Source organism: Butyrivibrio sp. ob235 (assembly GCF_900109475.1).
In the GTDB taxonomy this organism is placed as follows: Bacteria; Bacillota; Clostridia; order Lachnospirales; family Lachnospiraceae; genus Butyrivibrio.
Genome location: NZ_FOBE01000016.1, coordinates 34,237 through 48,452, shown reverse-complemented (window position 1 = coordinate 48,452; position 14,216 = coordinate 34,237). Strand labels below are relative to the sequence as shown.

General features: G+C 34.1%; 12 protein-coding genes. 3 read left to right on the top strand and 9 right to left on the bottom strand.

What is annotated here, in order from left to right; all coding sequences use genetic code 11:
• Positions 1–21: 21 nt before the first annotated feature.
• Together BMW61_RS12170 and BMW61_RS12165 are read right to left on the bottom strand one after the other, a co-directional pair.
• Positions 22–1,494 (bottom strand): DUF6056 family protein, encoded by a 1,473-nt coding sequence (locus tag BMW61_RS12170; RefSeq protein ID WP_091822299.1) that lies wholly within the window; start codon positions 1,492–1,494, stop codon positions 22–24.
• 57 nt (positions 1,495–1,551) lie between these two features.
• Positions 1,552–2,493: a glycosyltransferase family 2 protein gene (locus tag BMW61_RS12165; protein ID WP_091822297.1), complete on the bottom strand. Its 942-nt coding sequence runs from the start codon at positions 2,491–2,493 to the stop codon at positions 1,552–1,554.
• Positions 2,494–2,645: 152 nt separating this feature from the next.
• On the opposite strand from BMW61_RS12165, the gene BMW61_RS12160 reads away from it, so the two are divergent.
• The 3 genes from BMW61_RS12160 to BMW61_RS12150 all read left to right on the top strand — a co-directional run bounded on the left by BMW61_RS12160 (position 2,646) and on the right by BMW61_RS12150 (position 6,940).
• The gene (locus BMW61_RS12160) at positions 2,646–4,184 is read left to right on the top strand and encodes a hypothetical protein (RefSeq protein WP_091822294.1); all 1,539 of its coding nucleotides are present in this window, start codon (positions 2,646–2,648) and stop codon (positions 4,182–4,184) included.
• A gap of 67 nt (positions 4,185–4,251) precedes the next feature.
• The gene (locus tag BMW61_RS12155) at positions 4,252–5,769 is read left to right on the top strand and encodes a hypothetical protein (protein ID WP_091822291.1); all 1,518 of its coding nucleotides are present in this window, start codon (positions 4,252–4,254) and stop codon (positions 5,767–5,769) included.
• Positions 5,770–5,818: 49 nt separating this feature from the next.
• Positions 5,819–6,940: an acyltransferase family protein gene (locus tag BMW61_RS12150; protein WP_091822288.1), complete on the top strand. Its 1,122-nt coding sequence runs from the start codon at positions 5,819–5,821 to the stop codon at positions 6,938–6,940.
• A gap of 23 nt (positions 6,941–6,963) precedes the next feature.
• On the opposite strand, the gene BMW61_RS12145 is transcribed toward BMW61_RS12150, so the two are convergent.
• From BMW61_RS12145 to BMW61_RS12115, 7 genes are read right to left on the bottom strand one after another with little or no spacing between them, the layout of a single operon-like run.
• A complete protein-coding gene (locus BMW61_RS12145; RefSeq protein ID WP_091822285.1) occupies positions 6,964–8,379 on the bottom strand; it encodes a class I adenylate-forming enzyme family protein in 1,416 nt (471 codons plus the stop codon).
• Positions 8,379–8,978, bottom strand: a complete 600-nt coding sequence (locus BMW61_RS12140) for an acyltransferase (protein ID WP_091822283.1) — start codon at positions 8,976–8,978, stop codon at positions 8,379–8,381. Before BMW61_RS12140 ends, BMW61_RS12145 begins: the two co-directional genes overlap by 1 nt.
• A 49-nt stretch (positions 8,979–9,027) precedes the next feature.
• On the bottom strand, positions 9,028–9,996 hold the full coding sequence (locus tag BMW61_RS12135; protein WP_091822280.1) for an NAD-dependent epimerase/dehydratase family protein: 969 nt from the start codon (positions 9,994–9,996) through the stop codon (positions 9,028–9,030).
• Between the two features lie 54 nt (positions 9,997–10,050).
• The gene (locus BMW61_RS12130) at positions 10,051–10,287 is read right to left on the bottom strand and encodes an acyl carrier protein (RefSeq protein ID WP_091822277.1); all 237 of its coding nucleotides are present in this window, start codon (positions 10,285–10,287) and stop codon (positions 10,051–10,053) included.
• Complete coding sequence (locus tag BMW61_RS12125; RefSeq protein ID WP_175475184.1) at positions 10,280–11,245, bottom strand: glycosyltransferase; 966 nt, start codon at positions 11,243–11,245, stop codon at positions 10,280–10,282. The genes BMW61_RS12130 and BMW61_RS12125 overlap by 8 nt, the downstream gene beginning before the upstream one ends.
• Positions 11,246–11,290: 45 nt before the next feature.
• The gene (locus BMW61_RS12120) at positions 11,291–13,036 is read right to left on the bottom strand and encodes an ABC transporter ATP-binding protein (RefSeq protein WP_091822271.1); all 1,746 of its coding nucleotides are present in this window, start codon (positions 13,034–13,036) and stop codon (positions 11,291–11,293) included.
• 39 nt (positions 13,037–13,075) lie between these two features.
• Positions 13,076–14,212: a DegT/DnrJ/EryC1/StrS family aminotransferase gene (locus BMW61_RS12115; RefSeq protein ID WP_091822268.1), complete on the bottom strand. Its 1,137-nt coding sequence runs from the start codon at positions 14,210–14,212 to the stop codon at positions 13,076–13,078.
• Positions 14,213–14,216: the final 4 nt, after the last annotated feature.

The window sequence follows — 14,216 nt, the reverse complement described above, 5'->3', positions numbered from 1 at the left end:
CTTATTTCAAAAGATGTCCTATTATTGTTCGGGCTCATATCCTTCAACAGCAAAGCTACTCAAATCATAATATTGTGCCAGCGCACTATTTAACCAATTCTCAGGATCAGCCGGTTCTTCATAATAATAAAAGTCCTTTGTATTATCAATTCCATGCGGCATTTCATCAATTGAAACCCTTACATCCGTACCATCCGGATAATCTTCCAAACCGTCAAGAAATTGCTCACACTTTCTATAATACCCTTGAATATCTCCGTTCACCAATTGCTTCCCGATCTCGTAATATTTATTATTCAAAAATGGATACGGTCTCCATATTGCCCAGATAACAGCGGCGCTAAATAGGACACATATAGAGACTTTACCAATATTTTGATAATAAGAAGCAAGGAAATATCCAAAAACAAACGCCGCAAAGACTACCGACAAAACAAACGTTGAATTAATAACAAAATCACACCTATTATTTAATGCTCCCGACGCAGAATAGCCCAGAGTAGCCGGAAATGCGGCAACCCAAGATGCAGCAGGTGCAATAACAGAAAACAATAATATATAAGCTGTTCTTTTTTTATCCTTCTGTATCTTTGTTTTTAAACCAATCACTATTCCAACTATAACGCAAATCGCTAAAACCTCGAATAATAGGCTATCTCTTAACATGCATTTATAATTCCGCAAACAAATACCAAGAGAGTTTTTTATAGATTGAAAAAAATGTATCCCCCCCGATCCATTTTGCGTTTGTCTATAATAATTCCCCGGTGCAATCGTATTTATAACTGCACCTGCAAGCCACCATAAAAATATCCTTCTCCCATTTTTATTATTTTCTTTTTCAATGAGGGTATAATAAATAACTATTAGTAAGGCAAAAAAACACCCCGCCCCTGCAATCATAAGCGTGCCGCCACAAGCCAAAAATCCAAACATTTTAGCAAATACAGCATCTCTATTATTCTTTGTCCGATAGTACCGAAGTATGAAAGATAACCCTATTAACATAGCAGAAAATGGAAATCCATATGATGTACAGCCGGAAAACCAAAAGAACACTTCCTGATAAGTAGTATACCCATATAATACAAGCAAAGATAAAGCACCGATAAATAGCCATGTACATTTGCTTTCAATTGATAAGTTTTTTAGCAAATTATATATCAGCAGTATAATCGTTCCAAATATGAGCAAAATATTAAGCATCATAACAATTCTTAATTGGGTTAACCCAAATCCATTAATAGGACTTAAAAAAGCCTGCAAAAACATAGCAAAGAAAGTTCCTTGCCAACTGAAATATATATGCCACATAAACAAAAATGATCCTAATAAATGAAGCGGAAAAAAAGCCTTATAAAGACCAAAGCCTACTCCATGGGAAAAATCATCTGCTGATAAGATTGAATATGCACCAGCCCAAAAATATATAAAAAACATAAATAGTATTGCTATCACAGACAAAAAAGACAATACCTTTCTAGTTGTATTCATTTAGTTCACCTAACAATCCCTTCTCAACTTGTCTAGTAAAATTTTTATGATATCTGATTAAATAAAACCACTAAATAATATCGGAGCTACTTGATATGCAATTCGTCGCTTTGACTTACTTTTACATGGAGTAGCCTTCAATTCTTTTTGCATCGCCCTGATTTGGTTTACTGTTTTCTTGCTATTATCACCTTCTCTATAGGCTTTTAATAGTGTATACATACTATATTCAAGAATCGAATTATAACTATCTAAAACATAGTTTTCATCAATAATTCTTCTTATATTATCAAATGCAGGTTTATAGATAAATATTCCATTAACAAAATACTCTCTCGTTGATGTAGCTGATGAATTATTCTGAATATAATGATAAAAAGCTTTAGGAACATACTTGTATTTAAGATCATTGTTAGCGAAATAACGTGTTTGAAACAACAAATCTTCACAAATCGCTATATTATCATCAAATGAATACTGTTTTAAAATATTAGCTTTGAAAAGCTTTGTAACAAGGAATCCTCTAACTGTATCATCGGTAAAAATAGCCTTCAATATATCATTTGATTGCAACAAATCTGATTGCATCCTTGTGTAAGATGTAATTATTCCGTCCTTATGTGTAAAATATCCGCAAATACACCCATCACACTCACCATCGGCTACAGCTGAAATCATCTGTTCATACATATCCGGCTCAATATAATCATCAGCATCAAGGAAACTGATCCACGTACATTTTGCATGTGATATACCCAGATTTCTTGCCGCTGAAACTCCCTTATGATTCTGATGATAGTATTTTATTACCGGATATCTTTTCACATAGTCCTTTACTATATCTGCAGAATCATCTGTAGATCCATCATCTATCAGAATTATCTCATCAGGAACTAAAACTCCGCTCAAAATGCTGTCAAGCATAGTAGGCAGTGTCCCTGCATTATTATAAAAAGGTATTATTGTTGATATTGTATTGGTTAAATTATTCATAATCATAATAAATATGCACTGTAGTTAAAAGCTCTGTTTTCAAATTTTACAATGAAATCTGTGCTTTTTCTATATTATCTTGTTATAAGATACTATTGTATTTCTTATACTTTTCTTATAGACTTTTTAAGGATATGGGGAGAAAGGATATCAGCTATATGAGCAAAAATAATAAAGTATCAAATTACATATTTATAATTTATGGGATAATCATTTTTTTTGCTCTGTTTTTTTTCTTTACTAAAATTAATCCTCTCACTGTATATGATGCTGATGACTGGTTGTATATAGGTCAGTTTCGCATACCGCTCCCTATGGTAGGAGCGTGGAATCCTACCCGTGTTTTTCCCGAAACATTCATGCCTTTGGTTTCATCCTTCGGTGCATTTTTTATCAACCCCATAATCCATAATTATTATTTTTCATTAACAATAGCACACAGTATATTGGGAAGCATACTTATTACCTTTTATTTTGTTGAGTTTTCCCTGCTTTTATATAAAAAGAAGTTGGCCTCAGTACATTTAAGCATAGGCATAGGTATTCTTTTCATTTTATTGCACTTTTTTGCTTTTACTCACAGCGGAAACAATAATTACTATTTACTGTGGTCGCTAAACCTTACATGTTTTTATTACTATACCCTTTCAGCTATTATAAATGCCTCTTTAGTCATGCATTGCATGTCAAATGGCGGTTTACAGGCTTTATTTGTCGTTTCCAATCTACCTAAAAAAATTTTGCTTTTTATATGGATATATTTTGCTATTAATTCAAATCTTTTTTCATCTGTAATAATGGCAGCTTATATTGGTACAGAGTTGTTATTAGTTCTAATGTCAGAAATCAAAAACCAAAACTTTGATTTAAAAAAATACTGTAAAGCCAATTGGCTTAGTCTAATTGTAATCATAAGCTGGTTTATCGCCAACATTCTCGAAACTACCGGCGGAAGAGCCGATAGTATAGGCAAAAGCATAATAGGAACAATTCCTTTCACAATATTATTAGCAATTCTCAATACATTCATCGTGAATATTTTTATTACTATTTTCGGAATTACCGTAGGTATAATATGGATAAAGCAACAACGAGCTACCAATCCCGCTGTACAAAAATTCATATTATATATTACTTTATCAATTGTATATTTACTGTTTCTTTGCAGTTCGTCAGACCCTACTTATATTATGAAGCCCGACGTATTCATAGTTGTTTTATTTTATGTCTATCTTGCACTTATGGCATGCTTTTGTGAATTGCTTTCCACAAGCAGAAAATATGCCCGTCTGCTTCTCATTTTAGCAGGAACAATACTATTAGTTTTTATACATCCCGGGAAGTTTTATGTTTCTTACAATTATTCAAATCTTTCGTACAAGCAATGTGAAGAACTGACAAATGATTTGATTTCTCAATGTCAAAATGCTGATAGTGAAAATGAAACAGCTTTACTGGTCCCGCATTTTGACTATGATGGAAATTGGCCATTCTCAGATTATATAGGGGAACGGATTGCATATACATTAAACAAACACCATGTAATACATTCCCAACTCAATATAAAAGAGACTATTCCGACAAAAGACAAAAACCAGCAATTTAATATTCCTGAATATGATTTTCCGACTAAAAATGTAAAATCATATTTAATTTACCTTTACATTTCTGAAAAGCTAGGAATATATACTGTCTAAAATCCATACATTATTACATTTTTTATAGCATAACGTCTTAAAACACGCTTATGCAAACGAGGTACTCATGACTACAAAACACAAAAATGCAACTCTCTACTATATTATTTTTTCTATATTTATTTTTTCTTTTCTACTATTCTTTCTAACAGCTATTAATCCTCTAGTAGTTTATGACACCGATGATTGGCTGTATATTGGGCAGTTCCGTAAACCCATACCTATGATTGGCCATTGGAATCCAATAAAAGTCTTTCCTGAAACTTTTATGCCTTTAGTTTCATTTTTGGGCGTACGATTCATTAATCCAATCATACATAATTACTGCTATTCTCTTACTTTGGCTCATGGTCTTTTTGGAAGTGCATTATTAACTCTTTATTTTGTCGAGTTTTCATTATTATTTTATAGAAAAAAGCTCTGCTCATTACCATTAAGTATTGGTTATGGATTTCTTTTTATTATTTTACATTTTATTACATATATCCACAGCGGAAACAGCAACATTTTTCTAATTTGGTCTCAGGATCTTACTTGTTTTTACAATTATACTTTATCAGCAGTTCTTAATGCCGCATTGGTAATGCACTCTATATCTTATGGTGGCATGGATAATTTATTTAGAAAAAGTTCTGTTCCTCACAAAATTCTTATTTTAGTTTGGGTATATTTTGCTATTTTTTCAAATCTGTTCTCTTCAATAATACTTGCTGCATATTTAGGCGCAGAGTTACTTTCGAGGCTCATCTACTTAGTAAAGAATAATCAGTTTAATTTGAAAAAATATTGCTCCGGCAACATTATGCATCTGCTACTTATAATATGCTGGTTTATCTCAAATATAATTGAAACTACAGGTGGTAGAGCCGGCAATATCGGAAAAAGCACATTAGGAAATATCCCCATAACGCTATTGTATGCATTGGTTAACATAATCGCCTTGAATATTTTCATAACCATTCTTGGATTAGTAACCGCCATATTGTGGGCAAAAAAATGTAATTGTTTCAAAGAAAGAGCGTTCAAAGCTATTCTTTATTTTGTTTTGTCCATATCTTACCTTGTGCTGCTAAGCGCAACTGCAGAACCTTATTATATTTATCGCGCAGAAATTGCAATAGACATATTATTCTTCGTTTTCATTGCACTCATCGCTGCACTGAATGAATTAATTATTCTAAATAAGAAAAACGCAAGGCTACTTTTAATTTTATCCGGAACAATAATTCTTCTGTTTATTCATCCCGGAAAAATATATTTTGCCTACAATAATTCAAATATCTCATATCAACAATGCGAAGCACTTATTGATGACATTATCAACCAATTCCATGATGCAGAAGCCAGCGGATCCAAAGAAATGATACTCATCGTGCCTTCATATGACGTCATTTATAATTGGCCACTTGCAGATTATGCCGGTAGTGATATATCCAAAGCATTATATAATCACAAAATCACGCAGTCTCTCATTACAATAAGTGAGCTCAAGCCAGATCATGCTAAAAATGGACAATTTGGGATTAGTGAATTTGACTTAGAGAATAACCTGAAAAAAGTATATTCCACTCTCTTAGTAAAGTGAGTTTACATCAAAGTGCCTTGCTCAGGACAATATAAAAAGGATAACTTATATGAAAAATCAGAAATACATATCAAAAAATACATTAGGAATGTTTGATCTACTTAAGGGAATCATAATGATTATTGTAATGGTAGGTCATACTTATGGTTTATTAGAGATTTCCGGAGAGAACACTTTTTCAGAAGAGTTGTTGCAGCAAGTCAATATATTCGTTCTATTTTTATTGCTCATCCTTAAGATTTTTGCCGAAACCGCCATGCCCGCATTTTTTATTTTAAGCGGATATGGTTTTAGAAAAGCCCCTTTTATTAAGAGTATCCGAAAACAATTCCATACTCTATTAATCCCGTATTTTATATCAATGTTTCTGGCTACTGTCATACATTTTTTCAGCTATCTATTTCTATATTCAGGGATAAAGGCATCACTTAAACAAACAATAATGGTTTTCCTTGGTGGTTTATTTGGCTTTCCAAAAGATGTTTACATTAATGATTTTAGATTTATTTGTTGTGGCCCACTCTGGTTCCTTCTGGCTTTAGCCATTGCAATTATAGTTTTCAATCTTTTGGCTAATTATTTTGAAGACAATAGACTCCTTTTAGTATCCTTCTTGGTTGCTTTTATTGGATGGCTATTGAGTCTTGCTGGTACAATGCCCTGGTCCCTGTCACAAGGCCTGATATCCGTTTTCTTTTTGGGAATAGGATACTATGCAAAAAAACGCAAATTGTTTATTTCTTCAATCTCCAAAAATTATTATACAGTCCTTGTTGGCATTGCCATTGTCTTATATGTAATGATTATAGGTACAAGTTCATTCTTTGATATGGCGAATGACAAATATCCACTCGGCCCTGTTTCGATTATCGTATATGGAATCCTTGGAATTATTGTCATTAAAATATTTTTACAACTAAACCGATTTGAAGGTTTCTTATCGTCATTTATCAGGAAAATCGGCAGACTTTCTTTATACATCCTATGTATCCACTCTATAGAAATGGTTGCTATAGGCGGTTACCTACAATATATGTTTGTAAATGACTGGTGGAAGGGAAGCCTGGCCTTAAGAAACACAATCATTATTGGCATACGAATACCTTTTGTCTTAACAGTCACATTTTTATTTATATATATAAAGAACGCTTTTTCAAAGTCAAAAAAATAAAAAAACAAAAACAAGCGGTACGATCATCTTTTGATCTTACCGCTTGCTGTCTTTTCAAATTCATTATCTTGAAATTCTATCTTATAAATTCTCTTATAAATAGGCATTTTCTTATTAAGTTCTGTAATGTATGTTCTTATTTTTTCCTGATCTTCCTCTCTTGAGTTAATCCCGGCATATATTCTGTCGTTCTTCTCAAATACTTTACATTCGATAATAAGAGGATTTTTATATAATTGTTTCTCAAGTTCTTCGGGACTTACGTTTTCTCCTCCGGATAAAATGATAAGATTCTTTTTTCTTCCGGTGATATACAAATAGCCATCATCATCAAGATAGCCAAGGTCTCCAGTATAAATCATTCCATCTTTAAGGCAATTCATGGTTTCTTCTTCATTCTCATAATATCCCATCATATTGCCCGAACTTTTTATACAAATCTCACCATCAACAATCTTAATATCTACATCATCATAGGCACATCCCACAGAGGCAATATGCTTTTCCATGTCAAAATTATATGTTACGTTGCCGCCGGTTTCTGTCATACCATAATATTGTCCAAACGCTATTCCATGCGATTGTATTTCTTTAACATCCTCAGCACTTACCGGCGCTCCGGCAGTAATAATACATTTTACTCCGCCCAGCCTCTCTATATGGCCTTTCCTTATAGAGTTAAGCCAAAGCTTCAAAGTAGCAGGTATTACTCCGGCACCGCTAATTTCCTCCCCAATAAGATCACTGAGAATGTTCTGCGGTTTAACGCTTTGAATAAGTGTATAGCCATGCTCTGCACATGCAATCCAGGCAATTATCCCAGCTATATGGTAAAAAGGAAAATTTATATAAGCCTTAAATCCCGGAACAGCATTATATTCCCTGACAAATTTTTCAGGAAGAAGAATTTTCTCTTCATGAAAAATATTATGAACAGACAAACAAACACCTTTTGACAGACTTGTTGTACCGGATGTATAAATAATCATCAAAAGATTGTCTGCTTCTTCCTGAGAAAAATCAAGAAGATCCTTTTGCTGCCCATCACCATGATTTAATGCGATATCAAAATCAAAACACTTAATATTTGAATCACAAGCATACTTCTTCGGATTATTGGCTATAAGTACTTCCAATCTCGAATTATCTATAACATATTTAATATTATCGTCAGTTTCATGATAATTAATCGGAACTAATACTGCCCTGCTAAATAGTGTAGCAGCCATAATAACTGCATATTCATAACTATTAACGCCAATAATTCCTATATGTTTCCCCTTCAGATTCCCAACAGCACTCTCCAACCTAAAGGCACAGGAACAAATATCTTCAAGATATTGTTTATAGCTAATCTCGAATGTATTCTCTTCATCCAAAAATCTGAAAGCAATAACATCCTCGTATTTTTTTAACGTATCAAGAAATTTATACATCATTATTCCTCGTGAACATGTGATTCCCAATTCATAGCATTTACAATTTTAGTTCTTTCGGATGTAGGTTTTTCTCTCAACCTTATCTTTTTGCAAGGACTTCCAACATATACAGTCCACGGCTCAAGTTCACCTTTAACCAGTGAATTTGCACCCACAAAGGCACCTTCTCTAATAATAGTCCCCGGCAAAATAGTACAATTGGCACCTATATATGCATCATCTTCGATAATTACATCGCCGTATCTTATCTTACCAGCGTCTCCCGGAAGATGTTCAATCGAATAATATCCATCGAACTCATATGTCGATGTAAGCACCTTCGTACCGGGTCCGAGAAATACCCTGTGCCCTATATCTGTCTTTGCACCACCTTCTATAAGTACATTCCAGGTGAGTGTCGAATATTTTCCAATTCGCAGTTTTTCACCAGCATCGATAAATACAAAATCAAATAACTGGCAATTATCCTCTAGTACAGCATTTCCCGGATGAATCATCTTACATAAAGGATAAAGTCTTGCGTTTTCACCACAAAATGCTAACTTATCCCGCAGATTTTCACCCATGAAGTCAGTTCCATCAATATGTGCTTCTTTCATTTTTCCACCCTCATAGAAATAATATTTTTAGTTTTACAGTTACAAATAATTAAAATCTTCCCAGTGCACGCTCTTTCTTCATATCTTCAAGCATTTCAAGATATGAATACTTGGGTTCATAGCCAAGCTCATCTACAGCTTCTTTAATATCCATTATGTATTGAGGTGCATTCGGCTTTTCAGGACAAAAAACAAGTTCTGATTTCTTTTCTCCTCCAAAAACGTCTCTCATTCCCTCAATCTGCTTAAGAAGCGGTGTTCCGATTCCTGTACCGACATTATAAAATCCTGTCTCTCTGTCTACAAAACAAGCCTTAAAAAACATCTGGCAAAGATCCTTAACATATACCATATCCTTTTGTCTTGTAGGATCCCCCCAAACTTCTATTGTTTCCCCTGCCGTAGCCTGATCAATAAGGATTCTGTGCATCATTTTATGAGGCACGCCCTTTACACTATATTGATCATTTGTATTCCACAGATAAATATGCGGAAGTCTGAATGTAAATGTCTTAATCTTGTAAAATTCATGTACGCATCTAAGAAGTTCTTTGGTCGCATTCTGCGTTACACAGTAAACTGAATGATAGTTATCGTAATCAAAATATGGCTCATCGTCCACATGCAATACCAACTGCTTTTCGCCTCTTTTTACAATATCAATAAAGCTCTTTGCATAAAGAATTCTGTCAGCATTAACTCGTACAGCGTAATCAAATATTTTGTATGATCCCAGTACATTAGTTTCAACATATACAATAGGCTTATATCCGACCATTCTTGCCGACATTGGACCTATCATATCAATAACTGCATATACGTCCTCAGTGGGAAGCTTGGAGTATTCTTCCTCATCATTGATGTTCATTGTTATTGTTTTTATCATTTTCTTTACTGTTGGATGTTCAACCAGGTCTACACCTATTATCTCATATTCATCACTACAGTTCTGAAGGAAATACTCAGCAAGATATCCGCCCATATTTCCGGAAACACCAAAAATAAGTATTTTTTTCACTCTTTTCCTCCTGGCTAATACAAAAACTTACATGTTAAACAGATATATTCTCTCTTATTGCTTTTTTGAAGAAATTATATCTTCTAAGTCCTTAATAGTTGTAATGGATAATAATTCATTTTCATCTATTTTTATTGAATATTCTTTTTCAATTCGGGCTATAATTGATAAAATCTCAAGAGAAGACAAATCCAATGAATCAATCAATTCACTATCCTCTTTTATATTCTCTTTTTCAATATCGGCTATGTCTACGATTACATCTGCAATGAAATCAAATACTTCACTCATATAAAGAACCTTTCGAAATAAACACTCTAATTACGTGTATTAACATACCACATTTACTGTTACTGTCCCCAAATATCTTTTTCTTAATCAATGGCCTCTCATTTTCTTTGAATGACAAACGATTCTTGCAGTACTTATCCCATTCATACTTCCTTCTGGCATCAAAATTTATAACTAATCCCAGTTGTTTTGCCAGCAATTCCATATCTTTAAGTCCATCTAAATAATTTAAAAGGCTTTGACTGCTATAATTATCATTTTGTGAAGACCATGATCCGGAGCCCTCAACAAGAACATATCTATATGCAGAAATATACTCTCCCGAATTGTATAATTTTCCTCTCGCTAGCATCGCCAATACTAGGTGACGATCCATAAATCGTGACATATCATATCCTGATTGCGTTAACATCGTAATGATGCCTGTAAATGAACTTTGCCTATACATTGAAGTAGCAGTCTGTCCGGGAAGAAGGTATTCCTCGAATTCCTGAACTGTATAATCTCCCCCATGTTTCATGAAACCGCTATATTTCTCTCTATCCGGTAGCCGCACTTCATTCTGGTCTACTATTTCACATAAGCCAAAGCAAGCCTCATATTCATGATGCGAATCCAAAAAATCTACCTGCTTTTGCAATTTATCATTATCAGTCCAATAATCATCGCCTTCAAGAAGAGCAATGTATTCACCCTTTGTACGCATAATAAGATCAAGGGAATTATCAGTCATCCCCAAATTTATTTCTCTTATATATGGAATGATTATATCCGGATATTTATCTGAGTATTCTCTTACAATTTCAGCAGTATGATCTGTTGAGCAATCCTCACCTATAAGAACTTCATATTTAAAGTTCACAACTTGTGATATTATACTTTCAAGTGCATGCCTTAAGTATTTCTCATGATTATATGTTGCTACAACAATACTGACTTTAATATTTTGTTCCGACATTTTTACTTCCATGTAAAATATAACATCTATGAATAAATTCGAATTTTAAAATTCATCCATAAGAGTTTGAATATCGCTCTCACCAATAACTGATACTTTTTTATTTGCTATTCTATATACTCTGTCGCACATTGTAAGAACTGTAGGTCTATGAGTAGTAAGAATTACAGTCTTCTTAGGATCCTTTATCATAATATTATTAAGGACCTTACGTTCTGTAGCAACGTCCAGCGCTGATGTTGCTTCGTCCAGAAGAAGTATTGGTGCATCCTTAAGAAGAGCTCTGGCAATAGATAATCTCTGATTTTGTCCTTCAGAAAAGCCAAGTCCGTTCTCACCAAGCATATGGTTCAAACCATCAGGAAGATTTTCTATAAATTCATAAATACATGCCGTCTCAAGTACTTCCTTTATTTCCTCATCAGTAGCATCCGCCTTCACTAGCTTCATATTCTCCAAAATGCTTCCTGCCATCATAGTATTCCCTTGGGGAACATACGATATGAGTGCTCTTGTCTGTTTACCAAGTTTAAGGGTGTCAATACCGTTTGAAGCAAAGACCTTTCCTTTTAAAGCAGTTACAATACCGAGAATGATCCTAAGCATCGTTGTCTTCCCTTCACCGGAAGGTCCAACAAGAGCAATTATTTCACCGGGATTAGCCTCTAAAGAAGCACCTTCAAATACTGAATAGCCATTCTTATATTTGAAGTACATATCTTCGATACTAACAGCTACACCGTTATTAATCTTTTCAGAAAAATCATTCATTCTTTCATCAACAAAATCTTCTTCGTCAGGTAATTCCATAAGCCTTTTAACACGCTCAGCAGAAGTCATAAACTCCATAATTGTTGGAATCAGATTAAGAAGGCTTTTCATTGATTGACCTACATTCATAGCCAAAAAGGCCATAATGGACAACGAACCAAAAGTGATTACGCCTAAATGTACTCTGTAGAACATCCATCCTATGCAAATACAAGCACCGATTATTGCAACCAAAAATGATATTCCCCATGAGCATAATGAATATTTGTTTGACCTTAAATCTGCATTTTTCCTGGTAATTTCAAGATCATTCATTTTTTGGTAAAAAATATCACCAAGGCCAAAAGCCTTCACTGCCTGTATATTATTAAAGGTTTCCTTATTGTATGAATTTATACGAGATTCTACTTCTTTAATTTCTTTTTGGGATCGATATATCTTGCCCATATAAATTCTTGAGGCAAGAACAACTATAGGCACTACTAAAATCGCAACAAGTACCATAGTAAAGTCGAGTAAAATAATATAAATACCAGAAAAAACGATCAAAGACAGAGTTGAAATCATGGTGGGGACAAGACCACTTGTATTACCGGCCACACATTTAATGTCCGACGATAATCTGGTAATAAGATCTCCCGAATGATACTCCGTCAAATCTTCCCACGATGAATCCATTATTTTTCTATATACCTTCAGTTCCAACTCATTATACATTCCGTTGTAGTTATGAGCTGCAAGCCTGTTACTGGTAATACTGATAATAATATTGAGAATATAAAATAAGACTAAGGCACTACCTCTTGTAATGAGACTTTCCATATTATCCTGCAATGCAAGATCAACAATACTACCGATCCGACTTGTCAAAAAAATCTCATACAGTGCATGTAAGAATAAAATGAAAATATAAAGATACAGCCTTATTCTAAAATCTTTTAATATACCCAAAGACCATCTGAATGACTTAAAAACATCCCGAAAAATCTGTAACTTCTCTTTTTTTACGGGTAAAACCATTACAAAAAACTCCTAAAACAAACACAAACAAAGCACAACCTATTTCAAAAAGTTTATTATCATATCGCAAATATGATCCACCTTTTCAAGTTCCAGATCAGCATAAATAGGAAGTGTAAGAACCTGCTCTGATAATCTTTCAGCGATGGGAGTATCACCTCGATACCCCTTATCTCTATAACAGTCAAACTGACTCGTTAACGGATAGAAATACTTTCTGGAGTAAATATTGTTTAATGCAAGATAGGCATAAACATCATCTCTACTCATACCACAAACATCTTTATCAATAAATATTGGTAAATATGAATAATTTCTGGTAATATCATCGCGATAAGGAGAAGGCATTCTTACTCCGTCCAAATCTGCAAATCTTGATTCGTAACGCTCGTAAACACGTTTTCTCTTCTCAATATTTTCAGAAAAATGCAAAAGATTACAAAGTCCCATTGCAGCCTCAAACTCATTCATCTTAGCATTGGCTCCTGTAAATGAAACCTGTTCCTCACCCATGATTCCAAAATTTTCAAGCTGATATAATCGCATAGCTTTTTTTACATCTCTAAGGGCTACACATCCTCCCTCAATAGTATGAAATGCTTTCGTTGCATGGAAAGAGAACATAGAAGCATCACCATATGACGCTATGCCTCTCTCTCCAATTTTAACTCCAAAAGCATGAGCAGCATCGTATATTACTCTAAGACCATGTTTCGTTGCAATTCTTTCTATCTCATCAACATTACAAGGCAATCCATATACATGAACAGGAACAATAGCAACCGTCTTATCACTGATAAGTTCTTCAATTTTTTCCGTATCAATTGTACAGTCTTCTTCCCTGACATCACAAAATACAGGAGTGCATCTGTTACGAACAATGGCATGTGTTGTGGATGCAAAGGTATATGGAGTCGTAATAATCTCGCCTTGAAGTTCAAATGCCTGAATAGTAAGTTCAAGCCCCATATGCCCATTGCAGCTTGGAAGGCAAATATCAACGCCAAGAAATTCCGAAAGATTTTCCCTGAATTTCTCGTGAAGCGGTCCCATATTTGTAAGGATTCCTCTATCCCATATCTCCCTTAAGTACTCCACATATTCGTCAAATGGTGGTAAAGAAGGCTTAGTAACAAATATGCCTTTTCTATTATCAACGAATTTCCCAATGCTCATTGCT

Bases quoted from the DNA above. Each gene is read 5' to 3' on its own strand.
- BMW61_RS12170 (WP_091822299.1), bottom strand. From the start codon at position 1,494: ATGAATACAACTAGAAAGGTATTGTCTTTTTTGTCTGTGATAGCAATA.
- BMW61_RS12165 (WP_091822297.1), bottom strand. From the start codon at position 2,493: ATGATTATGAATAATTTAACCAATACAATATCAACAATAATACCTTTT.
- BMW61_RS12160 (WP_091822294.1), top strand. From the start codon at position 2,646: ATGAGCAAAAATAATAAAGTATCAAATTACATATTTATAATTTATGGG.
- BMW61_RS12155 (WP_091822291.1), top strand. From the start codon at position 4,252: ATGACTACAAAACACAAAAATGCAACTCTCTACTATATTATTTTTTCT.
- BMW61_RS12150 (WP_091822288.1), top strand. From the start codon at position 5,819: ATGAAAAATCAGAAATACATATCAAAAAATACATTAGGAATGTTTGAT.
- BMW61_RS12145 (WP_091822285.1), bottom strand. From the start codon at position 8,379: ATGATGTATAAATTTCTTGATACGTTAAAAAAATACGAGGATGTTATT.
- BMW61_RS12140 (WP_091822283.1), bottom strand. From the start codon at position 8,978: ATGAAAGAAGCACATATTGATGGAACTGACTTCATGGGTGAAAATCTG.
- BMW61_RS12130 (WP_091822277.1), bottom strand. From the start codon at position 10,287: ATGAGTGAAGTATTTGATTTCATTGCAGATGTAATCGTAGACATAGCC.
- BMW61_RS12125 (WP_175475184.1), bottom strand. From the start codon at position 11,245: ATGTCGGAACAAAATATTAAAGTCAGTATTGTTGTAGCAACATATAAT.
- BMW61_RS12120 (WP_091822271.1), bottom strand. From the start codon at position 13,036: ATGGTTTTACCCGTAAAAAAAGAGAAGTTACAGATTTTTCGGGATGTT.
- BMW61_RS12115 (WP_091822268.1), bottom strand. From the start codon at position 14,212: ATGAGCATTGGGAAATTCGTTGATAATAGAAAAGGCATATTTGTTACT.